The organism is Streptomyces roseicoloratus, from assembly GCF_004117935.1.
GTDB classification, from domain to species: domain Bacteria; phylum Actinomycetota; class Actinomycetes; order Streptomycetales; family Streptomycetaceae; genus Streptomyces; species Streptomyces roseicoloratus.
In genome coordinates, this window is record NZ_SDOY01000062.1 from 55,372 (window position 1) to 80,190 (window position 24,819).

Genomic DNA, 24,819 nt, shown 5'->3' on the forward strand with positions numbered 1-24,819 from the left:
TAATCAGTTTCCCTGTTGCTTTGGAGGCGCCTCTTGCCCACCCAGATCTCTCTTCACGACGTGACCGTGACCCGCGGCGAACGACTGCTGCTCGATCAGGTCTCGCTCGCCGTGCGTCCCGGCGAGCGGATCGGGATCGTGGGGGAGAACGGCGCGGGCAAGTCCACCCTGCTGCGCGTGCTCGCCGGACTGGACACGCCCGACAGCGGTGACGCCGTCACCGTCGCGGACGGCGGATCCCGGCTCCTCGCCCAGACGCCCGAACTCCCTCCGCACGCCACGGTCGAGGACGCCGTCGACGCCGCTCTCGTCGCCTTACGGACCATGGAGCGCGGACTGCGCACGCTGGAGGCCGCGCTCGGCAGCGGAGACCAGCGCGCCCTGGAGGAGTACGGGGAGCTGCTCACCGCCTTCGAGCAGCGCGGGGGCTACGAGGCCGACGCGCGCGTCGACAAGGCTCTGCACGGACTCGGGCTGGGCCACATAGGACGGGAGCGGTCGCTCGGCAGCCTGTCGGGCGGCGAGCAGGCCCGGCTGGGCATCGCCTGCGCGCTCGCCGCCGCCCCCGAGGTCCTGTTCCTCGACGAGCCGACCAACCACCTCGACGCCGCCGCCCTCGACTGGCTGGAGGACGCCCTGCTCCACCACCGCGGCACGGTCGTGGCCGTCTCCCACGACCGCGTCTTCCTGGAACGGGTCGCCACGGCGATCCTGGAGGTCGACGCCGACCGCCGCACGGTCGTGCGGTACGGCGAGGGGTACGCGGGCTTCCGCGCCGAGCGGGCGGCCGCCCGCCGCCGCTGGGAACAGGCCCACGCGGAATGGCGCGCGGAGATCGCCCGCCTGGAGGACTACACCCGGACCACGGCGCAGGGCGTCGCCGCCGGACGGGCCATCAAGGACAACAACAAGATGGCGTACGACCGGGCGGGAGGCCGCGTGCAGGCCTCGGTCTCCGGACGCGTGCGCAACGCCCAGGAACGGCTGCGCAGGCTCCACGAGGAGCCGGTCGCCGAACCGCCTCGCCCGCTCGCCTTCACCGCCCGGCCCCTCGCCGGCCGCGCGGAGGGCCGGCTGGTCGAGCTGGACGGCGTACGGGTCGGCGACCGGCTCACCGTCGACGGACTGACCGTCGAGGCCGGCGAGCGGCTCCTCGTCCACGGCGGCAACGGGGCCGGCAAGTCCACCCTGCTCCGGGTCATGGCCGGCCTCGTCGAGCCCGACGCCGGACGGGTCACCCGCCGCGGCCGGATCGGGTTCCTGGCCCAGGAGATACCGGCACACCGGCCGGCCGAGCGGGTCCTCGCCGCCTTCGGACGCGGACTCGCCCTCGCCGAGGACGAGGGGGCCGAACTGCTCCTCTCGTACGGACTCTTCCGCCCGGCCGACCTCACGGTGCCGGTCGGCAGCCTCAGCGCGGGACAGCGCCGCCGGCTCGCGCTCGCCAGGCTCCTCGCCCGCCCGACCGACCTGCTCCTCCTCGACGAGCCCGCCAACCACCTGGCCCTCGGCCTCGTCGAGGAGCTGGAGCGGGCCCTGGAGCAGTGGCCGGGCGCCGTGGTCGTCGTCTCCCACGACCGGGAGCTGCGCCGCCGCTTCACCGGGCACATACGCCGGATGGACTCCGGACGCCTGCTCGACTGAGCCGGTCGGCGGGACGCCGTCTAGGGTCGTTCCATGGCACGACCGCGGCGCATCGTCCTCGTACGGCACGGAGAGTCCGAGGGCAATGTGGACGACACGGTGTACGAGCGGGAGCCGGACCACGCGCTCCGGCTCACCCGGACGGGGCGGCGTCAGGCGGAGGAGACGGGCGGGCGGCTGCGGGAGCTGTTCGGGGACGAGCGGGTCAGCGTCTACGTGTCGCCGTACCGCCGCACCCACGAGACGCTGCACGCCTTCCGGCTCGACCCGCGCCGGGTCCGCGTGCGGGAGGAGCCGCGCCTGCGCGAGCAGGACTGGGGCAACTGGCAGGAGCGGGAGGACGTACGCCTCCAGAAGGCGTACCGCGACGCCTACGGGCACTTCTTCTACCGCTTCGCGCAGGGCGAGTCGGGCGCCGACGTGTACGACCGGGTCGGGGCCTTCCTGGAGAGCCTCTACCGGAGCTTCGAAGCGCCCGACCACCCGCCCAACGTACTGCTGGTCACCCACGGTCTGACCATGCGCCTGTTCTGCATGCGCTGGTTCCACTGGACGGTCGCCGAATTCGAATCGCTGTCCAACCCGGGCAACGCGGAGACCCGGATGCTGCTGCTCGGGGCGGACGGGAAGTACCGGCTCGACCGGCCCTTCGAACGCTGGCGTACCCCGGAACCGTACGGCCCCACCGGATAGAGTGGCCGACCGATGACCGCTGACTCCTCACTCGACCGGCGCTTCACCCGCGCCCTGGCCAGCCTGCGCGGGCTGTCCGTGGGAGACGCCCTGGGCTCCCAGTACTTCGTTCCCGCCAACTATCCCCTGCTCAAGCGGCACGAGCCGCCTGCCGGTCCCTGGCAGTGGACCGACGACACGGAGATGGCCTGCTCGGTCCTCGCCGTGCTCGCCCGCCACGCGCGGATCGACCAGGACGAGCTGGCGCAGTCCTTCGCCCGGCACCACGACTTCGACCGCGGCTACGGTCCCGCCGTCAACCGGATGCTCCGGCTCATCCGCGAGGGAGGGGACTGGCGGCAGCTCGCGGCAGGCCTCTTCAACGGGCAGGGCTCATGGGGCAACGGCGCCGCCATGCGGATCGCGCCGCTCGGCGCCTGGTACGCCGACGACCCGGAACAGGCCACCCACCAGGCGGAGATCTCCGCGTACACCACCCATCAGCACCGCGAGGCGGTCGTCGGGACGATGGCCGTCGCCGCCGCGGCCGCGCTCGTCGCCGACCCGGCCGGCCCGCCCACGCCCGAGGCGCTGCTGGACGGCGTCATCGCACTCGTGCCGCGCAGTGCGGTCGGGGCCGGTCTCCGCAGGGCCCGCGACATGCTCGACTACGGCGACGCCGCGACCGTCGCGGCGGTCCTCGGCAGCGGCCGGCGCACCAGCGCACACGACACCGTGCCGTTCGCGCTGTGGTCCGCGGCCCGGGCGCTCGGCGACTTCGAGCGGGTCTTCTGGACGACCGCGGGGGTGGGCGGCGACGTCGACACCACGTGCGCCATCGCCTGCGGAGTCGTCGCGGCCGGACCGGGCGGCGCACCCCCCGCCGCCTGGCGGGAACAGACCGAGGAGCTCCCCGACTGGGTACCCACGACGGCCCACCCCTAGCGGGCCCGCGACCCGTCCCCCGGACCGGAGGCCCAGGTGGGGGACGGGGCGGGGGCGGCCGGAGCGCGGGAGGGCGGTACCGGGGCGTTCCGGGCGTTCCCGGGGTGCGAGTGTCACGGTCCTGCCACAGCCGGGGCCCGGATGGTTCGGCGGGGGGCCGTGCGGTTAGAGTCGGCCACTCGCAGCGTTGATCATGACAAAAACAGCGCGCCGATGAGCCACCGGAGCCGCCGATCAGCCGCAGGGCCGGCGGGACCGGGCCGGGAGGGGGTCCCGTGACCGACAATCCGTCCGCCGAGCCGCCCAAGGACAGCCCACCACCGGGCAGCCCGACACAGGGAACCCCCGCACGGGGGACCTCCACGCAGGGAAGCCCGACGCCGGGGACCCCCACGCAGGGAAGCCCGACGCCGGGCGGTCCGGCGGCGGGAAGCCCGGCACCGGGGAAGCCGACTCCCACGAGTCCGCAAGCCGCGAGCCCGGCTTCCGGGGGCGAGGTCACGGCTCCGGGCAGTCCCGGACAGGAGGCCCCTTCGGTCCCGCAGGGCGCTCCCGTGTCACAGGGCAGCCCCGCCCCACAGGGCGCGCCCGCGCCGACCGGCAGCCCCGTGCCCCAGAGCACCTCCGCGCCGACCGGCAGCCCCGTGCCCCAGGGCGCTCCCGCGGCGCGGAGCGGCCCCGCTCCGCACGGCGCTCCCGCCACCCCGCCGAGTCACGGCGTCGCTCCGACCGGGCCACAGCCGGGCGGTGCCGGGGCCGCGCGTGCTTACGCCGCGGGGCCCGCGGGCGGTCAGCCGGCCGGGGTCGCGCCGCCGCCCGGGCCGTACCACCCGGGGCCGTACGCGCCGTACCAGTCGTGGGCGCCGCCGCGGAAGCCGGCGCCCAGCAAGCTCAGGCCGCCGGTGCCGGAAGCGCCGACCTCTCCCACGCTGTGGGCGGTCGTGGCCACCGCGCTCGTGGCCTCGCTGCTGCTCAGCGGCGGCGCGGGCGCGAACCTGCTGCTCGTGGCCGTGCCCGCGACCCTCGCCGGAGCCTTCGCCGCCCGCGCGGCGGGCCGCCGGCTGCGTCCCTGGACGCTGGTGTGGGCGATCGGGGGAGCCGCGCTGCTCGTCGTGCCCGTACTCAGCGACGCGGGCTGGCCGACGTTCCTCGCGGTCGTCACCGCGCTGGGCCTCACCGGTTACGCGCTGCACGGCGGCAGCGGCTGGCCCAGCATGCTGTTCGGGCCGGTGGGACTCTTCGACTCCCTGGGTACGGGCATGGCATGGACCTGGCGAGGCATGCGCCGGCGTGCAAACGGCTCGCAGGGCCGCTGGGGACCGGTGGTGCGCACGGTGCTCATCGCCCTCGCCCTGCTGGTGGTCTTCGGCGGACTGTTCGCCGGGGCCGACGCGGCCTTCGCCGATCTGCTCGGTGCCCTCATACCCGACATCTCGCTGGACCAGGCGCCCTGGCGGTTCCTGTGCTTCGTGCTCGGGCTGTTCGGTGCGATGGCCGTCGCGCGCACCGCCGCGGCGCCGCTGCGCTGGGACCGGATGAGCTTCAGCCCGGGCCGGGCCCGCGGCCGGTTCGAGTGGGCGCTGCCGCTCGTCGTCCTGAACCTGCTGTTCGCGGCGTTCAACGCCATCCAGCTCACCGTGCTCTTCGGCGGCTACGACAAGGTTCTCAGCGAGACCGGGCTGACGTACGCCGAATACGCCCGTCAGGGCTTCTGGCAGCTGCTCATGGCCACCCTCCTCACGCTCGTGGTGATCGGCCTGGCGCTGCGCTGGGCGCCTCGCGGCACCGCGGGCGACATCCGGCTCGTCCGGACCGTCCTCGGCACGCTGTGCGTCCTCACCCTGGTCGTGGTCGCCTCCGCCCTGCGCCGGATGGACCTCTACGTGGACGCGTACGGACTCACCCGGCTGCGCATCTCGGTGGCCACCATGGAGATCTGGCTCGGCGTCGCGATCCTGCTGATCATGGCCTCCGGCATCTGGGGCGCCCGGCTGCTGCCCCGTGCCCTCGCGGCGAGCGCTGCCGGCTTCGTCCTCGTCTTCGGGCTGATCCAGCCGGACGCGGTCATCGCCCAGCAGAACGTCGACCGTTACGAGCGGCTCGGCAAGATCGACGTGCGCTATCTCTCCGGACTCTCGGCCGACGCCGTACCGGCCCTCGACCGCCTCCCCGGCGCCCTGCGCGACTGTGCCCTGCGGGACGTCGCCGAGCGGCTGGACGAGGAGGGCGACGAGAGCTGGTACGCCACCAGCCTCTCCGAGGCCGAGGCCCGCGACATCCTCGCCAAGCGGCCCGCGAGCGGCGCGGGCTCCTGCGGCAGGCCCACCCGGGACGAGGAGTACGACCCGGACGCCGATCCGTACGACACCTACGACCCGTACGACACCTACGACCCGTACGCGCCGTAGGCCAGGAGGCCCGGCCGGGCGCCACGGGCCGCGGTGCTCCGCGCACCGGCGCGCCCCCCTCGGGCGGGAGGGCGCACGCCGTCGGCGTCTTCAGCGGCGACCGGGCGTGCGCCGGGCGCGCACGCCCGGTCGCACGCGCAGGTGGGCGCGGGAAGTCCCGCGCCCACCTGTGTTCCCTGCCGGTTTCCAGACGACTTCAGGACGACTTCCCGGTGTGTTCCGGACGTCTTCGGGGCAGCTGCGGACGGCAGAGGGGTATCCGGGTACCGGGCGACGCGGCCACCGGCGTAGTCTGACAACGCCATGCCGTACGAACCACCCACCCACAGCGTCGAGCGATCGATCCGAGCCGTCACCGGCGCCAAGATCGTTGCGGGGATCGACGAGGTCGGACGAGGGGCGTGGGCCGGTCCCGTCACCGTGTGCGCCGCCGTCACCGGCCTGCGCCGCCCGCCCGCCGGGCTCACCGACTCCAAGCTGCTGACCCCCAAGCGCCGCACCGCACTCGCCGCCGAACTCGAGCAATGGGTCACGGCGTACGCGCTGGGCGACGCCTCGCCGACCGAGATCGACGAGCTGGGGATGACCGCCGCGCTCCGGCTGGCCGCGATCCGTGCGCTGGAGGGCCTGCCGGTGCGCCCCGACGCGGTGATCCTCGACGGCAAGCACGACTACCTCGGCAGCCCCTGGCAGGTCCGTACGGTGATCAAGGGCGACCAGTCCTGCGTCGCCGTGGCCGCCGCCTCCGTGATCGCCAAGGTCCGCCGGGACACGCTGATGGCCACGCTCGGGAGCGAGACGGAGGACTGCGCCGCGTACGCCTTCGGCGACAACGCGGGCTACCCTTCACCGGTCCACAAGGCGGCGCTGCACGAGCTGGGACCCACCTCGTACCACCGGCTCTCGTGGGCCTACCTCGACGGAATGCCCCGTTGGCGGCACCTCAAGAAGGTGCGTCTCCCGGCCGAGGCCGCCGCACTCGAAAGCGGGGGTCAACTCGGCTTCGACTTCTGACTTCCGGCTTCTGGATCACGGTCCTGACACCCCGGCGCGGCCCTCTCGCGGACCGCTCCGGCAGAGCCGTTCCAGCAGTCGGGGCGCCCTTGTGCGCCCACCCGCCGGAGCCCCGTGCGACGGCGTTTGATAGACATCCACCCATGCCTCTCCATCCCGAGGAGCCTCAGATTCACGAGAGCGCCCAGGGTCCCCGCGCGGCCGCAGACCGTCCCGTGCCGACCCCCCGACCCGTACCCGGCCCGCGTTCCGCGGCCTCCCCGCGCCCGGGCCGCCCCGTCCCCGGCCCGGCCAGGCCCGCACCGCCGGCGCCCCGCCCGTCCGCTGCCGGACCCGCGCCCGCGGCCCGTACGGAGAATCGTTCCGACCAGCGGACCGAACCGCAGCTCCAGCTGATTCCCGCGCCCGTCGACGGTGCCCTCGACGCGGCCGAGGAAGCGGTGGACCTGCTGCTCGAGTCCGGCCGCGCACCCGGTGACGTCCTCGTGCTCACCACCGGCGACCAGCACCCGTGGGCGGCGCACGAGCTGTCCTTCGGCGAGGACGCCTACTGGGCGCAGCAGGACGCCCGCGAGGACGTGTTCTTCGCGGACGCGGCCGCCGTCTCCCGGGCCGCCGCCCGGCCCGTGGTGGTCGTCGCCGTCAACGGCGGCACCGAAGAGGCCGTCGCGCGCCGACTGCCCGAGGCGATGCGGCGGGCGACCGCCCTGCTGATCGTCTGCGGCGACCCCGAACGGGTCAACTCCGCGCTCGGCGCCGGGGTCTGATCCTCGGACGGCCGCCCGGACCCGGCGTCCCGGCCGCCTTCGCGGCGGCCGGGCGGCGACGTACGGGTGACGTACGAGCGACGTACGGGTGACGTACGAGCGACGTACGTGTGACGTGCGGGGAGCCGTCGGGACCGAGCGCCGTCCGTTCAGCGGGCGGCGGCCCGGCGGAGCGGCTCGGGAGCGCCGCTCGCGATCCGCGGGACCAGCCGGTCCGGCTCGGGGTCCTCGCCCAGCGGCGTGGGCCGCGAGTCCGAACTCGGCCTGCGGCCGCCCCGGCCCTCGCCCAGCACCTGCCAGCCCGCGCCGGTCAGAGTGATGTACGCACCGCAGCGCAGCCCGTGGAGCGTGCAGGCGTCCCGCAGGCCCCACATCCAGGCGCCGTCCTCCTCGGTCCACCGCTCGTCGCCGTCACGGCAGTAGAGCAGCACGGCCGTACGCACCGGGGTCCGCCTGCGGAGGTCGTGCGGGATGACCCGGCGCAGGTGCGCGAGGAGCGCGTTGCGGAACTCCCAGCCGTCCGCGGGAGCGGGCCAGCGGGTGAAGGAGGCGCTGGCCGTGAGCCGTTCCTCGTGGTCGAGCACGGCGACGACGGCGGTCGACGGCGTGGGCCGGTGGCGTGAGTGCAGACCGCTGACGACCTCGCGGGGATTGCGCAGCAACGGGATCCCGGCCGAGGTCCACTCGGCCGGTTCGAGCATCCGAGCGAGGCGGCTGGCCGACCCGGACGACGAGTTGACCGGAGCGGTCGAGGGCGGAGCGAATCCGAGGGTCACGATCCTCCCTTCGGATACGCGCCCGCTCCGCGGGCAGGGTCGGATGAGGGCGCACCACGGCACGGTGAACGGACCACGTCGGCCGTGCGGGGTGGACTTCCAATTGTTCCCTGGCCCGAGCACGGGCGGCAACGAGCAATTGGGGCTGCTGACCGGAATCCACCGGTATGACTCTCATATCCCTGCCCAGTTACTTACTGTTCACGCGTTCGTCCGTGTACGGACAGGCAGCGCCGGCGTACGCCGGGTGGTGCGCGCCGTGTGCGCCGTTACGGGTGGTCACAGGGGGTGAGGTGGCCGACTGTCGGTGCCATCGGGTTGCATGGTGTGCATGGAGAACCTGGACCGCCTCGACCACCCGAACGACCCGGATCTGCGAGCCGAGGCCGATGCCGTCCTCGCCGAGCTGGTCGGCGACCCGGGAGGCTCGGCGCGACTCCGGGAGGACCAGTGGCAGGCCGTCGCGGCGCTGGTGCGGGAGCGCCGACGGGCCCTCGTGGTGCAGCGCACCGGATGGGGCAAGTCCGCGGTCTACTTCGTCGCCACCGCGCTGCTGCGCCGCCGTGGCGCGGGCCCCACGGTCATCGTCTCGCCGCTTCTCGCCCTGATGCGCAATCAGGTCGAGGCGGCCGAGCGGGCGGGCATCAGGGCACGCACCATCAACTCGGCCAATCCGGAGGAGTGGGACGCCATCCACGAGGAGGTCGAGCGCGGCGCCACCGACGTGCTCCTGGTCAGCCCCGAGCGGCTCAACTCCGTGGACTTCCGCGAACAGTTGCTGCCCAAGCTGGCCGCCACCACCGGTCTGCTCGTCGTCGACGAGGCCCACTGCATCTCCGACTGGGGTCACGACTTCCGGCCCGACTACCGCCGGTTGAGGGCGATGCTGGCCGACCTGGGGCCCGGAGTGCCGGTGCTCGCGACGACGGCGACCGCCAACGCGCGGGTCACCGCCGACGTGGCCGAACAGCTCGGCACCGGGGCAGGTGAGGCGCTCGTGCTGCGCGGCACCCTGGAGCGGGAGAGCCTGCGCCTCGGGGTGGTCCGGCTGCCGGACGCCGCGCACCGCCTCGCCTGGCTCGCCGAGCACCTCGACGAGCTGCCGGGCTCCGGGATCGTCTACACCCTGACGGTGGCGGCGGCCGAGGAGGCCACCGCCTACCTGCGGCAGCGCGGCTTCGCCGTGGCCTCCTACACCGGCCGCACGGAGAACGCGGACCGGGTGCAGGCCGAGGCCAACCTCCTGGCCAACCGGGTCAAGGCACTGGTCGCGACCTCCGCCCTCGGCATGGGTTTCGACAAGCCGGACCTCGGCTTCGTGCTCCACCTCGGCTCGCCGTCCTCGCCGATCGCGTACTACCAGCAGGTCGGCCGCGCGGGTCGCGGCGTCGACCACGCCGACGTCCTGCTGCTGCCGGGCAAGGAGGACGAGGCCATCTGGCGCTACTTCGCCGACACCGCCTTCCCGCCCGAGGCGCAGGTCCGCCAGACCCTGACGGCGCTCGCCGAGGCGGGCAGGCCGCTGTCCGTGCCGGCCCTGGAGGCGGCCGTCGACCTGCGCCGCAGCAGGCTGGAGACGATGCTGAAGGTCCTGGACGTGGACGGCGCGGTGCAGCGCGTGAAGGGCGGCTGGATCTCGACCGGTGCCCCGTGGACGTACGACGCCGAGCGCTACGCCTGGGTGGCCCGGCAGCGGGCCGCCGAGCAGCAGGCGATGCGCGACTACGTGGACACGGCCGGCTGCCGCATGGAGTTCCTGCGCCGGCAGCTGGACGACGAGGGCGCGGCGCCCTGCGGCCGCTGCGACAACTGCGCGGGTGCCTGGGCGGATTCCCATGTCTCCGCCGAGACCCTGACGGCGGCGGAGAAGGAACTGGACCGGCCCGGCGTGGAGATCGAGCCGCGCCGCATGTGGCCGACCGGGATGCCGGCCCTCGGCGTCGACCTCAAGGGGCGGATCCCGGCGGGCGAGCAGTGCGCGACCGGCCGCGCGCTGGGGCGGCTCTCCGACATCGGCTGGGGCAACCGGCTGCGGCCGCTGCTTGCCGAGCACGCGCCGGACGGTCCGGTGCCCGACGACGTGCTGCGGGCCGCGGTGGCGGTGCTCGCCGACTGGGCCCGGTCGCCGGGCGGCTGGGCGTCGGGCACGGCGGACGCCCAGGACCGGCCGGTGGGCGTGGTCGCCCTGCCGTCGATGTCCCGGCCGCAGCTGGTGGGTTCGCTGGCGCAGGGCATCGCGACCGTCGGCCGCCTCCCGTTCCTGGGTGCGCTGACGTACACCACCGAGGACGGCGCCTACGCGGCACGCCGCAGCAACTCCGCCCAGCGGCTGCGGGCCCTCTCCGGGGCCCTCGCCGTCCCCGAGGAGCTGGCCGCCGCCCTGCGCGAGGCATCCGGTCCGGTGCTGCTGGTGGACGACCTGACCGACTCCGGCTGGACCCTCGCGGTCGCCGCCCGCCTCCTGCGCCGCGCGGGCAGCGGACCGGTCCTGCCGCTGGTCCTCGCGGCGGCGGGCTGACGCGAGGGAAGCGGACGGGGCGCGTACGTGGGGGTGCTGAGAGTCCGGGGGGCTCCGGAAGTTTCGGGGACTCCGGGAACTTCGGGGCTACAGGGGCTTCGGTGCTTGGGGGCTACGGGGGCTACGGGGGCTTCGGCTGCTTCGGGGGCTCAGTGAACTCATTGAGCTCAGTGAACGCAGTGGGCAACATCGTCCGGCACAACGTGGTGGAGCACCAGACCTGTGGATAACTCGCACTTCCGGCATGAACGCCTCAATCGGTAGTTATCCACAGGGGTTTCGCGATCGCGGCGATCGCGGGACCGTCGTGACCATGAACACGAACCACGACGATTCGTCCGGCTTCCACGACTCCTCCGACTCCCGCGCTTCCTCCGACTCCCCGGGCACCCATGGCTCGCTCAGCGGTCACGGCTCCCACGGATCGTCCGCGGCCGAGCAGATCACCCTGCGCGGCCCGGCCGAACTGGCCGACGCGCTGCCGTTCATGCTCGGCTTCCATCCCAGCGACTCCGTCGTCCTCGTCGCGCTCCACGGCGAGCACGGACGCTTCGGGGGCCGTGTCAGGGTCGGCATCCCCGACTCGCCGCGGGAATGGCCCGCCATCGCCGAGCACCTGGCCGACTGTCTCGTCGAAGGCGCCGGCCGACGGGGCGAGCGGCCCGACGCCATCGTCGTCTTCCTCTGCCAGGAGCCCGGCCCCGGCGAGACCGGTCGGCGGGTGATGGAGCGGCTGCGTCCGTTCGCCCAGCGCCTGCGCACCACCTGCGGAGCACTCGACATCCCGGTCCTCGAAGCCCTCTGCATCTCCGACGGCCTCTACTTCTCCTACTGCTGCCCGGACCTCCGCTGTTGTCCGCCCGACGGCACGCCCCTGGCCCTTTCCGGTACGTCGGTGATGGCGGCGTCCGCGGCCTACGCGGGCCTTCAGGTGCGCGGCACCCTCAAGGACATGGAGGCGCGGCTGAAGCCGGCGGGGACCGAGGGCGAAGCGGCGCAGCGGGCCGCGCTGAACGAGGCGGCGACGGTCATCGTGCCGAGGATCCTCGAGGGGCCCGCGAGCGGCCTCGGCCGGCAGGAGACGCGCGAGACCACCCTCGGCCTGGTCCGGCGCCTCATCGAGCGGTTCGCGGGATCGCCCGAGATCCCGGCGCCCCGGTCCGCCGGCGGTGCGGGTGCCGTTCGGCCGAGGCTCGCCGGGCAGGTGCTCACCGTCCCCGGCGCGCCGACGGGCACGTCCCTGGCGGACGCCAGGGACGACGAACTGCTCACGCCCGACGAGGCGGCCACACTGATCCTCGGTCTGCAGGACCGCGACACCCGCGACCAGGCCGCCGAATGGATGGAGGGCCCGGAGGCGGTTCCCGTGCTACGGCTCTGGCGCGCCCTGTCCCGGCGCTGCGTGCCGCCCTATCAGGAGTACGCGGCGGCTCCGCTGACGCTGGCCGGCTGGGTCGCCTGGTCCCTCGGCGACGAGCCCTCCGCCCGGGTCGCCCTCGGGCTCGCCCTCGAGGCCGACTCCGACTACCTCTTCGCCCGGCTCCTTCACCAGGCGTGCAACGAGGGCCTGGACCCCGAGGCGCTGCGCGAGTGCCTGCGCAAGGAGCGGGACGCGCGCCTGGCCGCCGAACGACGGCGCGGTGAGCCGGGCCCAGGACGCGGCACGGAGCCCGGCATCGCTCCCGACTCCGGTCCTGGCCTCGCCGCCGGATCCGATCCGGGGCTCCGTCGTGTCTCCGACTCCGACCTTGGAGCTCCCGCTGGTTCCGACACGGGTACCGGCACGGGCACGGGCACCGCCACCGGCGCCGGCGTCGCCGGTGGCGTTGCTGATTCCGCTCCCCACCCTCGCTCCGGCTCCGGCTCCGGCACCGACTCCGGCACCGACTCCGGCTCCGGTGAGGGTGACGACCCTGTCGAGCCCGCCGGTCGCGGGGAAACCGGCCCGCGGCGTCCGGGGAGTTCCGCGGCTGCCGTGCGGGCCCGGCGGCGGCAGCGGGCGCGGCAGACGGCCCGGCGCGCAGCGCGGGGGACGGGGCCGCGGGCCGCCGAACTCCGGTCGCCCCGGCGGGCGGTGGTGCGGCGGACCGGGCGGCGCGGTGCCAGGAGCGGGACATGAGGGCCGTGACCCGGCGGGCAGCAGAGGCGTTCACCTCTGTGGCGGTTCCGCAGAAGCCGTGCCGCCGACCCTCGGCCGGACCGGCGGACCGCCGGGACCGACCCCCAGGGCCTGGTCACGGCCCCGTCCGGGCCCTGCCGGGCCGTCAGGACCCCACAGAGAGCGCCGCGCACCCGTCATGGCCCCCAGCACCGCCCAGGCCCCCGGAGCCTCCGCCGGACACCCGCCCCACCGGGGAGCGACACCGCACGGACCGGGCGCGGTGGCCCGGCAGGGCGAGCTGCCCGCCGTCCACGACGCCCTCGTCGGTGTCGCCCTGCCCGCCCTGGCCGTCAGCCCCCGGCACGGACAGCTCACCGGCGCCGGCCTCGAAGGGGTGTTCCTCGCCGGACGGAGACTCCTCTCGCGCTGCGTCCTGCGCGTCGCCGGACGCGAACCCGTCCCGCTGCAGAGCCGCTCGTCCGGCGCCGAGCGGGCCGACTTCCTGGGTGTCCTGCGCGCGCCCGGGGACCTCGGGCCGGACCCCGGCCTCGTCGTCGAGCGCAGCCGTGACGCGGACGGGACCGAGCGGATCACCCTGCGCGGCTCCGGCCCCCGGCCGGTGCGGGTACCCGTGGAGCTCGCTCTGGGCACGGATCTCGCGGACCTGGGCGCGGTGGCGGCCGGTCGGCCGGGACCGGAGCTGTCCGCCAGCGTCCACGGCACCGGACTCCGCTGGACGGCCGTCGACGGCACCGCCGTCACCGTCGCGGCAGACCCGCCGCCCAGCGAGGCGTTGGCGGCGGCCGGACTGCTCCGCTGGGACGCCGAACCGGCCTCCGGCGCCCCGTTCGTCCTCACCCTCCGCGTCCGTGCCGAGCGCGCCGGCCGGCCGCAGCCGGCCGGTGCGGGGCGGCCCGGCGGGCACGTCCTCGCCGACGCCGTCGCCGAGGGCGACGACCCGCGCCTCGGTCCGCTGCTGCGCAGCTGCGTCGCCGATCTCCGCGCGCTTCTCCAGCGCGACCCCGCCCATCCCGCCGATGTGCATCTCGCGGCCGGCATCCCCTGGCGCTGCGGGCCTGTCACCGCCGAGGCCCTGTGGGCCGCGCGCATGGCGCTCCCGCTGGGCACGCGGCTCGCCGCGACCACGCTGCGGGCTCTCGCCCGGACGCAGCTCGGCGGCACCGGGGCAGGCGCCGGGCGCATCCCCGGGCCGCTCCGGGACGCGGGGCCCCTCCTGCCGCCCCGGTGCACCGGTGTCGAGGCCACCCTCGCCTTCCCCGCCGTGCTGGCCGAGGCCTGGCGCTGGGGGTTGCCGGAGTCCGACCTGGCGGAGCTGCTGCCCGCCGCGGAACGCTGCCTCGACTGGCTGCGCGGCGCGGTCGACGACGACGGATTCGTTCCCGACCCGTGGCCCGCCGGCCCCGCGCGGGCCGAGACACAGGCGCACGCGCACCGCGCGGCCGTACTCGGTGCCGATCTGCTCGACGCGTTCGGGCGGCCCGGCGCGGACGCGTGGCGGGAGTGGGCCCGGGCCCTGAGGGAGCGGTTCCGCGCCCGGTTCTGGCTCGACGACCCGGCGGGCGGCCGCCCGCTGCTCGCCCGCATGCCCGACGGCCGGCCGCTGCCGCAGCAGGGCGGCTGGGCCGCGCACCTCCTCGACACCGGGCTCACGGCCGCCGGACGGCCCGCGCCGGGACTGCTCGACAAGGCCCGGACGGAGCGGCTGGCCCGGCTGCTCGTCTCCCCGGCTCTCGACTCGGGCTGGGGACTGCGCGGGCTCGGTGAGAAGGAACCCGGCTACCAGCCGTTCGGGCACCGGTCCGGCGCGGTGCGGACGCACGAGACGGCGGTCGCCGTCGCCGGGCTCGCGGCGGCCGGTCAGGAGGGCGCGGTCGCCACGCTGCTGCGCGGCGCGCTCGACGCGGCGGAGGCCTTCGAGTTCCGGCTGCCCGAGATGTACGCGGGGGAGCGGCGGGCGCAGGGTGCACCCGGCGCGTCGCCGGTGCCGCACCCGGCCGCGTGCCGTCCCGCCGCGGTGGCCGCCGCGGCGGGGGTGCACCTGCTGACGGCCGTGCTCGGGATCCGTCCCGACGCCCCCGGCCGTACGGTCGCGCTGGATCCCGTGCGCTCGGCCCCGCTCGGCGAGGTGCGTCTGTCAGGCCTGGTGGTCGCGGGTGCGCCGTTCGCCGCCCGCGTCGGCCGGCTCGGTCTGGGCATGGTCGAGGAGGCGGCCCCGGGCCTGCAGCTGGGGGTGTGAGCGGAGCCGCGAAGAAGTGGGAGCGGATCCTTCGGGCGGAGGTTTTTATCGTCAGGAAGACGACTATGATCGCGGGCATGTCTCCCTACGACCCGTCGGCCTTTCCGCCCTTCGCTGTCACCGTCGATCTGGTCGTGCTCACCGTGCGGCGCCACTCGCTGTGCGCCCTCATCGTGAAACGGGGGGAGCCGCCCTTCCAGGGACACTGGGCGCTGCCGGGCGGGTTCGTGCGGGACGACGAGGACCTCGACGCCGCCGCGGCGCGCGAGCTGGTCGAGGAGACCGGGCTGTGCGTCCACGACCCGGGCGCCCCGCAGACCGAGCCGGGCAACGGCGCGCACCTGGAGCAGCTGGCGACCTACGGGGCGCCGGACCGTGATCCGCGGATGCGTGTGGTGAGCGTGGCGCACCTCGCGCTCGCCCCCGACCTGCCCGCGCCCCGCGCCGGCGGGGACGCCAACAGTGCCCGCTGGGCTCCGGTCGAAGAGCTGATCGGCCAGGACGGCGCCGCCGGGCGGGAGGGCGAGCAGCCCGTGCCGCTCGCCTTCGACCACGCGCGGATCCTCGCCGACGGAGTGGAGCGCGCCCGATCCAAGATCGAGTACTCGTCGCTCGCCACGGCCTTCTGTCCGCCGGAGTTCACGGTCGGCGAGCTCCGCCGGGTCTACGAGGCGGTCTGGGGAGTCGCCCTCGATCCGCGCAACTTCCATCGCAAGGTGACCGGCACGCCCGGGTTCCTGGTTCCGGCGGGTGGCACCACGACCCGTCAGGGCGGCCGGCCCGCACAGCTGTTCCGCGCTGGTGGGGCGACGCTGCTCAATCCGCCGATGCTTCGCCCGGAGGTCTGACAGGCGCGGGCGAGGCCGCTCCGCGCCGCCAACCCTGCACAAAAAGTCCGAAATGTGGCGTTATCTTGCTGGGAACAGCCGCCCTGCCGCGGAGCGGTCTCACCTACCCGCGAGAGAAGCGATGCTCCAGGCCATCGGACTCACCAGCACCCCCCGTCGGGACCGCCCGCCCGCCGTCGAGGACCTCACCTTCGAGGCCCTTCCCGGCACCGTCACCGCCCTGCTCGGAACGGCCGGCGCCGGAAAGACGACGGCCTTGCGCCTCATGCTCCAGCTCGAACCGGGCCGCGGCATCACCTACTTCCGGGGCCGCCCGCTGCACCGCGTCGCCCACCCGGCCCGGGAGGTGGGAGTGCTGCTCGGCGACGTTCCCGGACATCCCTCACGCACCCTGATCAGCCAGCTCCGCATGCTCTGCGCCGCCGCCGGCGTCCCCGGCACCCGTGCCGAGGACATGCTGCGGGTCGTGGGACTCACCGGCGTCCACGACCAGCGCCTCGGCACCCTGCCGCTGGGCATGGACCGCCGACTGGGCCTGGCCTCCGCACTGTTGGGCGACCCGCACACCCTGCTCCTCGACGAGCCCGCCGCCGGACTCTCCGTACGCGAGAGCGCCTGGCTGTACGAGATCCTGCGCACCCACGCCGACGAAGGCGGCACCGTCCTGTACACGACCGCCGACCCCAAGGACGCCGCCCGCAATGCGGACCGGGTCGTCACCCTCGACGGCGGACGGCTCTCCGCCGACCAGGACGCCGCGGACTTCGCCCGCACCCGGCTGCGCCCGCGGGTCGCCGTCCGCACCCCGCACGCCGCCCGCCTCGCCGCCGTCCTCGCGCAGGAGTCCCGCGCCGCCCGGCGCCCGGTGGAAGTCGTCACGGAGGGCGGCAGTCGCCTCTCCGTCTACGGCAGCGACTGCGCGAGCGTCGGCGAGAGCGCCTTCCGCAACGGGGTTCTCATCCATCAACTCGCCGAGGAGACCGGCGACACCCGCCTCTCCGCGCGGCCGCCCGCCCCACCCGCCCCGGACGCCCCTGCCTCGCCTGCTCCAGCAGCCCTGAGCGTCCCCGTCTCCCCCCAGGCCTCGGCCGCCGACTCCTCGGCAGCCGACTCCTCGCCCGCCGACGGCAAGGCCCGGCCGGCACACCCCGCCCCGCCGCGCCGCCCGCGCCGTTCGCCCCGCCGGTCCCCGCTCCGGCCGCTGCGCTACGAGATCCGCCGGCTCCTCGGCGTGCCGTCCACACCGCTCGTCGTCGCGGGTGTGCTGCTGGTCTCCGTGACCCTGGCCGTCCTGCTCGGCCGCAGCGGCCGGACCCCGCTGCCCGCGCTCCTCGCCGGCTGGCCCGGGATCTCCCCGCTGCCGCCCGCGGCGCTCGGCGCGGGGCTCCTCGGCGCCTTCTCCTTCGCCGAGGAGTACCGCTACCCCGCGCTCACCACCGGGCGCGGCACCGTCCCGCGCAGGCTGGGCCTCCTCCTCGCCAAACTGGCGGTCTCGGCGGGTGTCGGCGTGGTCCTCGCGGTACTCGTGGTCGTGGCCGACCTGGAGGCCCTGCGGTTCGTCTACGGCGGGGAGTTGATTCCCGTACCGTCGAACTGGCCCACTTTGTGTGCGAATTGGCTCGGTCTGGTGGTCGGCTGCGCCTGGGCCGGGCTGCTCGGGGCGGGAGTCTTCCGGGCCGCGGCCGCCGGAGTCGCCGCCGTGCTCGCCGTGCCCGTGGTCTTCGCCCCGCCCCTGCAGCGGCTGCTCGCCGGCGTGCCGCGCCGTACCGTCTCGGGACTTCCCGGCCGGCTGAGGGAGTTCGCCAGCGTCGAGTGGTCGTCGGCCGCCGACCGCTGGGTGATGGGGGCGTTGCGGGTGGTGGGGCAGCCCGTGGGAGTGGCGCTGGCTCTGACGTTGACGGTCCTGCTCTGCGCCTATGTGCTCACCGGCCGTCACGGCCGCGCCCGTTGGTGATCAAGCTCTGATCGAGGGGTTTCGGTTCGGCGGCAACTCCCTTGGGAATTGCCGCTTATGTCCGGAAAATCGTCAATTGCGCACGGGGTGCCGATCACCCTTTCGTGTGCTTTTCACCAAAGACCTCAAGGGGCACGGAAGCCACGCCGACAAAGGATGCGTGAGTACCCTTGCGCACACCATGATGACCCCCGCCCGCCCCGTCGAGTCCGGCCTCGGCGCCCCGGGCGACCTCGACCGCTACCCCTACACGGAGGCGCCCGGAGCCGACCGCGTCGGCCCGCCGGCCTGGGACGCGACGGACGACCTCGGCCGGGTCGGCCGCCGGGCCGCCGGCAGCCGCGGCCGCGGACTCCACGGACAGCTCGTCCAGCAGCTCGGCCAGATGATCGTCTCCGGCGACCTCGGCGCCGACCGCCCCCTCGTCCCCGAGGAGATCGGCCAGCGCTTCGAGGTGTCGCGCACCGTGGTCCGCGAGTCGCTGCGCGTGCTCGAGGCCAAGGGTCTGGTCAGCGCCCGCCCCAACGTCGGCACCCGGGTCCGGCCGGTCAGCGACTGGAACCTGCTCGACCCCGACATCATCGAGTGGCGAGCCTTCGGCCCGCAGCGCGACGACCAGCGCCGCGAGCTGAACGAGCTCCGCTGGACCATCGAGCCCCTCGCCGCCCGCCTCGCCGCCGGTCACGGCCGCGAGGACGTCCAGCAGCGGCTCTCCGACATGGTCGAGATCATGGGCCACGCGTACGCCCAGGGTGACGGCATCACCTTCTCCCGCGCAGACGCCGAGTTCCACGCGCTCCTCATCCAGCTCGCCGGCAACCGGATGCTGGAGCACCTCTCCGGCATCGTCGCCGCCGCGCTCCAGGTCTCCGGGACCTCCGCCACCAGCTGCGACCGCCCGAGCGAGAGCTGTCTCGCGCACCACGCCCGGATCGTCGACGCGCTCGCCGCCGGCGACGCCCTCGGCGCCGAGACGGCCATGCGCCAGCTGCTGACCGTGCACCCCGAGGTGGAGCGCGTCGTGCCGGCTCCTCGCGGGAACTGATGCGGGCCGTGGCCGACAGCACCGTGACGCGCGCATCGCGTGCCGCCGGACCCGAGCGGCACCCGGGGGCCCCGTCCCCGGGTGCGCCCGGGCCCGGCGGTGGGATCATGTGACGTTCCGGATGGTTCAGGGCGGATTCGCCCCACATGCGGTGTGACTCGGGCCACGCGGATTGGGCGTAACACTCCTCGAAGCCGCGCGATGACCTAAGAGGTGACAGCCGAGGAAGGAATACAGCAGCCGCTCAGGGCGCTGTGCAGTTCCCCGGTCCAGCCCGCGCCGTCGGCACATTCCCGGCCGACGGTCGTCGGCTCCGGCCCGATCCCGGGCGGGGCCGGAAGCCGTTTTCCATCGTTCCGAGAGGTTGTTCGTGTCGGCCAGCACATCCCGTACGCTCCCGCCGGAGATCGCCGAGTCCGAGTCTGTGATGGCGCTCATCGAGCGGGGAAAGGCTGATGGGCAGATCGCCGGCGATGACGTGCGTCGGGCCTTCGAGGCTGACCAGATTCCGCCAACCCAGTGGAAGAATGTTCTGCGCAGCCTCAATCAGATCCTCGAGGAAGAGGGTGTGACGCTGATGGTCAGTGCAGCGGAGTCGCCGAAGCGCGCCCGCAAGAGCGTCGCCGCGAAGAGCCCGGCCAAGCGCACCGCCACCAAGACCGTCACCGCCAGGACGACCGTGACGAAGACCGTCTCGGCCGCCGGTGCGGCCCCGGCGGCCGAGAGCACGGACCCGGCCGAGGAGGCCGCGGCGCCGGCCAAGAAGGCGGCCGCCAAGAAGACCGTCGCCAAGAAGGCGACGGCGAAGAAGGCCGTCGCCAAGAAGACGGCGGCCAAGAAGACCAGCGCCAAGAAGGACGAGGACGAGATCCTCGAGGGCGAGGAACTGCTCGAGGACGTCGCCCCCGGCAAGGACGACGAGGAGACCGAGGGCGAGAGCAAGGGCTTCGTCCTGTCCGACGAGGACGAGGACGACGCGCCCGCGCAGCAGGTCGCCGTCGCCGGTGCCACCGCGGACCCGGTCAAGGACTACCTCAAGCAGATCGGTAAGGTCCCGCTGCTCAACGCCGAGCAGGAGGTCGAGCTCGCCAAGCGCATCGAGGCCGGCCTGTTCGCCGAGGACAAGCTGGCGAACTCCGACAAGATCGCCCCGAAGCTCAAGCGCGAGCTGGAGATCATCGCCGAGGACGGCCGCCGCGCCAAGAACCACCTCCTGGAGGCCAACCTCCGTCTGGTGGTCTCGCTGGCCAAGCGCTACACCGGCCGCGGCATGCTCTTCCTGGACCTGATCCAGGAGGGCAACCTGGGTCTGATCCGCGCCGTCGAGAAGTTCGACTACACCAAGGGCTACAAGTTCTCCACGTACGCCACCTGGTGGATCCGTCAGGCGATCACCCGCGCCATGGCCGACCAGGCCCGCACCATCCGCATCCCGGTGCACATGGTCGAGGTCATCAACAAGCTCGCCCGCGTGCAGCGCCAGATGCTCCAGGACCTGGGCCGCGAGCCCACCCCGGAGGAGCTGGCCAAGGAACTCGACATGACCCCGGAGAAGGTCATCGAGGTCCAGAAGTACGGCCGCGAGCCGATCTCGCTGCACACCCCGCTGGGCGAGGACGGCGACAGCGAGTTCGGTGACCTCATCGAGGACTCCGAGGCGGTCGTCCCGGCCGACGCGGTCAGCTTCACGCTGCTGCAGGAGCAGCTGCACTCCGTGCTCGACACGCTCTCCGAGCGTGAGGCCGGCGTGGTCTCCATGCGCTTCGGTCTGACCGACGGCCAGCCGAAGACGCTCGACGAGATCGGCAAGGTCTACGGCGTGACGCGTGAGCGCATCCGTCAGATCGAGTCGAAGACGATGTCGAAGCTGCGGCACCCGTCGCGCTCGCAGGTGCTCCGCGACTACCTCGACTGAGCCTGCCCGTCGGCTGACCTCCTGACCGTCCAGGCGCGGGCCTGGAGGTGCGCACGACGGGCGAGGGGCCCGGTTTTCCGTAGGGAAGCCGGGCCCCTCGGCGTGTGCGCGGGTGCGGGAGGGGGGTCACTGGACGACTCTGGGTGAACCGACATCACCGGAGAGTCAGGAGGCTCCATGCGTCGTCCCATCGCCCGAGCATTGACCGGTGCCCTGGGCCTGATCGCGGCGGGGGCGGGACCGCTCGCCACCGCACCACCAGCGGCCGCCGACAGCGTCGTGGTCGGCGGGCAGCCGACCCGGATCACCGAGGCGCCGTGGGTCGTCGCCCTCTCCAGCCGTGACCGGTTCGGAGGTACGCGGGCGGGGCAGTTCTGCGGGGGCGTCGTCGTGGCTCCCACCAAGGTGCTCACGGCGGCGCACTGCCTGGGCCGTGAGGTGCTGGGTGGCGAGCCGTGGCAGCTCTCCGACTTCACGGTGATCGCGGGGCGCACCTCGCTGCGCGGCCGCGGAGGCCAGGAGGTCCGGGTCTCCGGCACCTGGGTCAACCCGGCGTACGACCGGCGGACCAACTCGGGCGACCTGGCGGTGCTCACGCTGGCGAAGGCGCTGCCGGAGTCGTACGTCATCGAGGTGGCCCGCCCGGACGACGCCGCGCTCTCGCCGGGGACGGCGGCCGCCGTGTACGGCTGGGGCGACACGACCGGCAAGGGGACGTACGCGATGTCGCTGCGGTCGGCGCGGGTGCGGGTGCTGCCCGACGAGGCCTGTGAGCGGGCCTACCAGAGCGGTTCCGGTGCCGCGTACCGCGGGGACACCATGCTGTGCGCGGGCGACCCCGAGGGCGGCCGCGACGCCTGCCAGGGCGACAGCGGAGGGCCGCTGGTGGCCGGGGGGCGGCTGATCGGTCTGGTGTCGTGGGGGAGCGGCTGCGGGCAGCCGGAGAATCCCGGGGTGTACACACGGGTCCCGACGGTGCTGCCCAGTCGGATCTGAGCCGGTCCGCGCCGGGCGGCGAGTACAGCGTGACGCGTTGTCAGCGGCCCGTCACGGTACGAGAACGGGCGGCCACCCCCCTGTGCTGCGGGAGTGGCCGCCCGTCGGCCGGTCGTCAGGAACCGGCTCCTGGCTCGTCGTGGCTGCGAAGCGTCAGTGCTCGTCACCCATCGTCCGGGCCGGCACGTCGGTGAGCCGGTCCGTCTCGTCCTGTATCTCAGCGGCGATCTTCTTGAGTTCCGGCTCGAACTTGCGTCCGTGGTGGGCGCAGAAGAGCAAGTCACCGCCGCTGGTGAGAACGACACGCAGGTATGCCTGGGCGCCGCAGCGGTCGCAGCGGTCAGCGGCCGTCAGGGGGCTCGCGGGGGTCAGAACAGTAGTCACGTCGCCTCTTCTCTAGCTCGACGAGCTGTCGTACCAGGGTCAACATCCAACCAGGCCGAAAACGTTCCCGCTCGTGGCTTTTCCTCGAAACTTCTTCGCAAGGTGGCTGTCTGCTGCCGGTTGGCGGCGAATGAGCCGTATTGCTTCGCTCTACGGGTTTCGCATTGCTGTGTGTGGTCGTGTCCCTCCGGCGGGTTGCCGGTTGTTCATGAGGACGTGCCCGAACCCTAAATGGTTCATGCCTGGAAGGGAACGTGATGTTCGCGTCACCCCATCGAGGGATCGAACATCCATACGACACTGGACTAGCATGAGGAATCAGGAGGGTGGCGTGGCAACGGCTCTACCAGGCATCGGTACCCTCTGACCGGTGACCGACGCCGGGCCTTACCCCACGGGGCCAGTTTTCAAATTCAGCGAGGAGCGAACCGCGTGACCGCCGAGACGTCCGTGCCGTCCAGTGCGCTGCTGACCGCAGACCGTGACGGTTCCAACTACACCGCGCGGCACCTGCTCGTCCTCGAAGGGCTCGAAGCCGTCCGCAAGCGCCCCGGCATGTACATCGGGTCCACCGACAGCCGTGGCCTGATGCACTGCCTCTGGGAGATCATCGACAACTCCGTCGACGAGGCCCTCGGCGGCCACTGCGACCACATCGAGGTCATCCTCCACGACGACGGCTCGGTCGAGGTCCACGACAACGGCCGCGGCATCCCCGTCGACGTCGAGCCCAAGACCGGCCTCTCCGGCGTCGAGGTCGTCATGACCAAGCTGCACGCCGGCGGAAAGTTCGGCGGCGGCTCGTACGCGGCCTCCGGCGGTCTGCACGGCGTGGGCGCCTCCGTGGTGAACGCGCTCTCCGCCCGCCTCGACGTCGAGGTCGACCGCGGCACCACCCACAGCATCAGCTTCCGCCGCGGCGTCCCCGGCATCTTCACCGAGCAGGGACCCGACGCGCCCTTCGACCCGGGCAGCGGCCTGCGCAAGGGCAAGCGCGTCCCCAAGGGCCGCACCGGCACGCGCATCCGCTACTGGGCGGACCGCCAGATCTTCCTCAAGGACGCCAAGCTCTCCCTGGAGACGCTGCACCAGCGCGCCCGCCAGACCGCCTTCCTCGTCCCCGGCCTCACCATCGTCGTCCGCGACGAGCGCGACCTGGACGGCATCGGCAAGAGCGAGGAGACCTTCCGCTTCGACGGCGGCATCAGCGAGTTCTGCGAGTTCCTCGCCCAGGACAAGGCCGTCTGCGACGTGCTCCGCCTCACCGGGCAGGGCACCTTCAAGGAGACCGTCCCGGTCCTCGACGACCGCGGCCACATGACCCCGACCGAGGTCACCCGCGAGCTCGGCGTCGACGTCGCCCTGCGCTGGGGCACCGGCTACGACACGACCGTCCGGTCCTTCGTGAACATCATCGCCACGCCCAAGGGCGGCACCCACGTCTCCGGCTTCGAGCAGGCGATCACCAAGACGGTCAACGAGGTGCTGCGCTCCGCGAAGCTGCTGCGCGTCGCCGAGGACGACATCGTCAAGGACGACGCCCTCGAAGGCCTCACCGCCGTCGTCACCGTGCGCCTCGCCGAGCCGCAGTTCGAGGGGCAGACCAAGGAGGTGCTCGGCACCTCCGCGGCCCGCCGGATCGTCGCCAACGTCGTCGGCAAGGAGCTCAAGGCCTTCCTGACCTCCACCAAGCGCGACGCCAAGGCCCAGGCCCGCGCCGTCCTGGAGAAGGCGGTCGCCGCCGCCCGCACCCGCATCGCGGCCCGCCAGCACAAGGAGGCCCAGCGCAGGAAGACCGCCCTGGAGTCCTCCTCGCTGCCCGCCAAGCTCGCCGACTGCCGCAGCGACGACGTCGAGCGCAGCGAGCTCTTCATCGTCGAGGGAGACTCCGCGCTCGGCACCGCCAAGCTCGCGCGCAACAGCGAGTTCCAGGCCCTGCTGCCGATCCGCGGCAAGATCCTCAACGTCCAGAAGTCCTCCGTCGCGGACATGCTCAAGAACGCCGAGTGCGGAGCGATCATCCAGGTCATAGGAGCGGGCTCGGGCCGCACCTTCGACATCGACGCGGCGCGGTACGGGAAGGTCATCATGATGACCGACGCCGACGTCGACGGCTCCCACATCCGCACGCTGCTGCTGACCCTGTTCCAGCGCTACATGCGGCCCATGGTCGAGCAGGGCCGCGTCTTCGCCGCCGTGCCGCCGCTGCACCGCATCGAACTCGTCCAGCCCAAGAAGGGCCAGGACAAGTACGTCTACACGTACTCGGACAACGAGCTGCGCCAGACCCTGCTCGAGTTCCAGCGCAAGGGCGTCCGCTACAAGGACTCCATCCAGCGCTACAAGGGCCTCGGCGAGATGGACGCCGACCAGCTGGCGGAGACCACCATGGACCCCCGCCACCGCACCCTGCGCCGGATCAACATCGGTGACCTGGAGGCGGCCGAGCAGGTCTTCGACCTGCTCATGGGCAACGACGTGGCGCCCCGCAAGGAGTTCATCACCAGCTCCGCGGCGACCCTCGACCGCTCGCGCATCGACGCCTGACGAGCACCCGCGGGACCACCGCCCCCGG

Annotated in this window: 18 protein-coding genes; 15 read left to right on the forward strand and 3 right to left on the reverse strand. The window is 73.6% G+C overall.

Annotated features, from left to right (window positions below):
* Positions 1-15 precede the first annotated feature (15 nt).
* Genes ESG85_RS05455 through ESG85_RS05465 form a run of 3 tightly spaced genes read left to right on the forward strand, consistent with a single transcriptional unit; the run spans position 16 to position 3,261 of the window.
* Positions 16-1,644, forward strand: coding sequence for an ABC-F family ATP-binding cassette domain-containing protein (locus ESG85_RS05455; RefSeq protein WP_425471162.1), 1,629 nt, complete (start codon positions 16-18; stop codon positions 1,642-1,644).
* Positions 1,645-1,677: 33 nt separating this feature from the next.
* Complete coding sequence (locus tag ESG85_RS05460) at positions 1,678-2,337, forward strand: phosphoglycerate mutase family protein (protein WP_128976875.1); 660 nt, start codon at positions 1,678-1,680, stop codon at positions 2,335-2,337.
* A gap of 12 nt (positions 2,338-2,349) precedes the next feature.
* Positions 2,350-3,261, forward strand: a complete 912-nt coding sequence (locus ESG85_RS05465) for an ADP-ribosylglycohydrolase family protein (protein WP_128976876.1) — start codon at positions 2,350-2,352, stop codon at positions 3,259-3,261.
* Between the two features lie 790 nt (positions 3,262-4,051).
* Here the strand turns inward: ESG85_RS05465 and ESG85_RS35705 are convergent.
* Positions 4,052-4,210, reverse strand: a complete 159-nt coding sequence (locus ESG85_RS35705) for a hypothetical protein (protein WP_246094819.1) — start codon at positions 4,208-4,210, stop codon at positions 4,052-4,054.
* Here ESG85_RS35705 and ESG85_RS05470 point away from each other — a divergent pair.
* The 3 genes from ESG85_RS05470 (at position 4,203) to ESG85_RS05480 (ending at position 7,450) form a co-directional block, all read left to right on the forward strand.
* Positions 4,203-5,669 carry a DUF4153 domain-containing protein gene (locus tag ESG85_RS05470; RefSeq protein ID WP_342781147.1) on the forward strand — a complete coding sequence of 489 codons (1,467 nt, stop codon included), beginning with the start codon at positions 4,203-4,205 and terminating at the stop codon, positions 5,667-5,669. The two genes, ESG85_RS35705 and ESG85_RS05470, sit on opposite strands and share 8 nt — an antisense overlap.
* 303 nt (positions 5,670-5,972) lie before the next feature.
* Positions 5,973-6,683, forward strand: coding sequence for a ribonuclease HII (locus ESG85_RS05475; protein WP_128976878.1), 711 nt, complete (start codon positions 5,973-5,975; stop codon positions 6,681-6,683).
* Positions 6,684-6,826: 143 nt separating this feature from the next.
* Complete coding sequence (locus ESG85_RS05480; protein WP_128976879.1) at positions 6,827-7,450, forward strand: hypothetical protein; 624 nt, start codon at positions 6,827-6,829, stop codon at positions 7,448-7,450.
* Positions 7,451-7,599: 149 nt separating this feature from the next.
* Here the strand turns inward: ESG85_RS05480 and ESG85_RS05485 are convergent, their stop codons facing one another.
* Entirely contained in the window at positions 7,600-8,226 is a 627-nt protein-coding gene (locus tag ESG85_RS05485) for a hypothetical protein (protein WP_128976880.1), read from the reverse strand.
* Positions 8,227-8,557: 331 nt separating this feature from the next.
* Between ESG85_RS05485 and ESG85_RS05490 the strand changes: the two genes are divergently transcribed.
* The 8 genes from ESG85_RS05490 (at position 8,558) to ESG85_RS05525 (ending at position 21,860) form a co-directional block, all read left to right on the forward strand.
* A complete protein-coding gene (locus tag ESG85_RS05490) occupies positions 8,558-10,744 on the forward strand; it encodes a RecQ family ATP-dependent DNA helicase (RefSeq protein WP_128976881.1) in 2,187 nt (728 codons plus the stop codon).
* Positions 10,745-11,057: 313 nt separating this feature from the next.
* Positions 11,058-12,863, forward strand: coding sequence for a DUF4192 domain-containing protein (locus ESG85_RS05495; RefSeq protein WP_219825161.1), 1,806 nt, complete (start codon positions 11,058-11,060; stop codon positions 12,861-12,863).
* A 178-nt stretch (positions 12,864-13,041) separates the two neighbouring features.
* Positions 13,042-15,102 carry a glycogen debranching N-terminal domain-containing protein gene (locus ESG85_RS05500; protein WP_128976882.1) on the forward strand — a complete coding sequence of 687 codons (2,061 nt, stop codon included), beginning with the start codon at positions 13,042-13,044 and terminating at the stop codon, positions 15,100-15,102.
* A 77-nt stretch (positions 15,103-15,179) separates the two neighbouring features.
* On the forward strand, positions 15,180-15,950 hold the full coding sequence (locus ESG85_RS05505) for an NUDIX hydrolase (RefSeq protein WP_128976883.1): 771 nt from the start codon (positions 15,180-15,182) through the stop codon (positions 15,948-15,950).
* Positions 15,951-16,071: 121 nt separating this feature from the next.
* Complete coding sequence (locus tag ESG85_RS05510) at positions 16,072-17,904, forward strand: ATP-binding cassette domain-containing protein (protein WP_128976884.1); 1,833 nt, start codon at positions 16,072-16,074, stop codon at positions 17,902-17,904.
* Positions 17,905-18,010: 106 nt separating this feature from the next.
* Positions 18,011-18,949 (forward strand): FadR/GntR family transcriptional regulator, encoded by a 939-nt coding sequence (locus tag ESG85_RS05515; RefSeq protein WP_281287991.1) that lies wholly within the window; start codon positions 18,011-18,013, stop codon positions 18,947-18,949.
* 370 nt (positions 18,950-19,319) lie between these two features.
* Positions 19,320-20,864: an RNA polymerase sigma factor gene (locus ESG85_RS35710; protein WP_281287992.1), complete on the forward strand. Its 1,545-nt coding sequence runs from the start codon at positions 19,320-19,322 to the stop codon at positions 20,862-20,864.
* A gap of 177 nt (positions 20,865-21,041) precedes the next feature.
* Positions 21,042-21,860, forward strand: a complete 819-nt coding sequence (locus ESG85_RS05525; protein ID WP_128976887.1) for a serine protease — start codon at positions 21,042-21,044, stop codon at positions 21,858-21,860.
* Positions 21,861-22,013: 153 nt separating this feature from the next.
* Here the strand turns inward: ESG85_RS05525 and ESG85_RS05530 are convergent, their stop codons facing one another.
* Positions 22,014-22,244 (reverse strand): DUF7455 domain-containing protein, encoded by a 231-nt coding sequence (locus ESG85_RS05530; RefSeq protein ID WP_046910811.1) that lies wholly within the window; start codon positions 22,242-22,244, stop codon positions 22,014-22,016.
* A gap of 432 nt (positions 22,245-22,676) precedes the next feature.
* Here ESG85_RS05530 and ESG85_RS05535 point away from each other — a divergent pair, with 432 nt between their 5' ends.
* Positions 22,677-24,791 (forward strand): DNA gyrase/topoisomerase IV subunit B, encoded by a 2,115-nt coding sequence (locus tag ESG85_RS05535; RefSeq protein ID WP_128976888.1) that lies wholly within the window; start codon positions 22,677-22,679, stop codon positions 24,789-24,791.
* Positions 24,792-24,819 lie beyond the last annotated feature (28 nt).

Bases quoted from the DNA above. Each gene is read 5' to 3' on its own strand.
- ESG85_RS05480 (WP_128976879.1), top strand. From the start codon at position 6,827: ATGCCTCTCCATCCCGAGGAGCCTCAGATTCACGAGAGCGCCCAGGGT.
- ESG85_RS05475 (WP_128976878.1), top strand. From the start codon at position 5,973: ATGCCGTACGAACCACCCACCCACAGCGTCGAGCGATCGATCCGAGCC.
- ESG85_RS05465 (WP_128976876.1), top strand. From the start codon at position 2,350: ATGACCGCTGACTCCTCACTCGACCGGCGCTTCACCCGCGCCCTGGCC.
- ESG85_RS05460 (WP_128976875.1), top strand. From the start codon at position 1,678: ATGGCACGACCGCGGCGCATCGTCCTCGTACGGCACGGAGAGTCCGAG.
- ESG85_RS05500 (WP_128976882.1), top strand. From the start codon at position 13,042: ATGGCCCCCAGCACCGCCCAGGCCCCCGGAGCCTCCGCCGGACACCCG.
- ESG85_RS05510 (WP_128976884.1), top strand. From the start codon at position 16,072: ATGCTCCAGGCCATCGGACTCACCAGCACCCCCCGTCGGGACCGCCCG.
- ESG85_RS05490 (WP_128976881.1), top strand. From the start codon at position 8,558: ATGGAGAACCTGGACCGCCTCGACCACCCGAACGACCCGGATCTGCGA.
- ESG85_RS05495 (WP_219825161.1), top strand. From the start codon at position 11,058: ATGAACACGAACCACGACGATTCGTCCGGCTTCCACGACTCCTCCGAC.
- ESG85_RS05525 (WP_128976887.1), top strand. From the start codon at position 21,042: ATGCGTCGTCCCATCGCCCGAGCATTGACCGGTGCCCTGGGCCTGATC.
- ESG85_RS05505 (WP_128976883.1), top strand. From the start codon at position 15,180: ATGTCTCCCTACGACCCGTCGGCCTTTCCGCCCTTCGCTGTCACCGTC.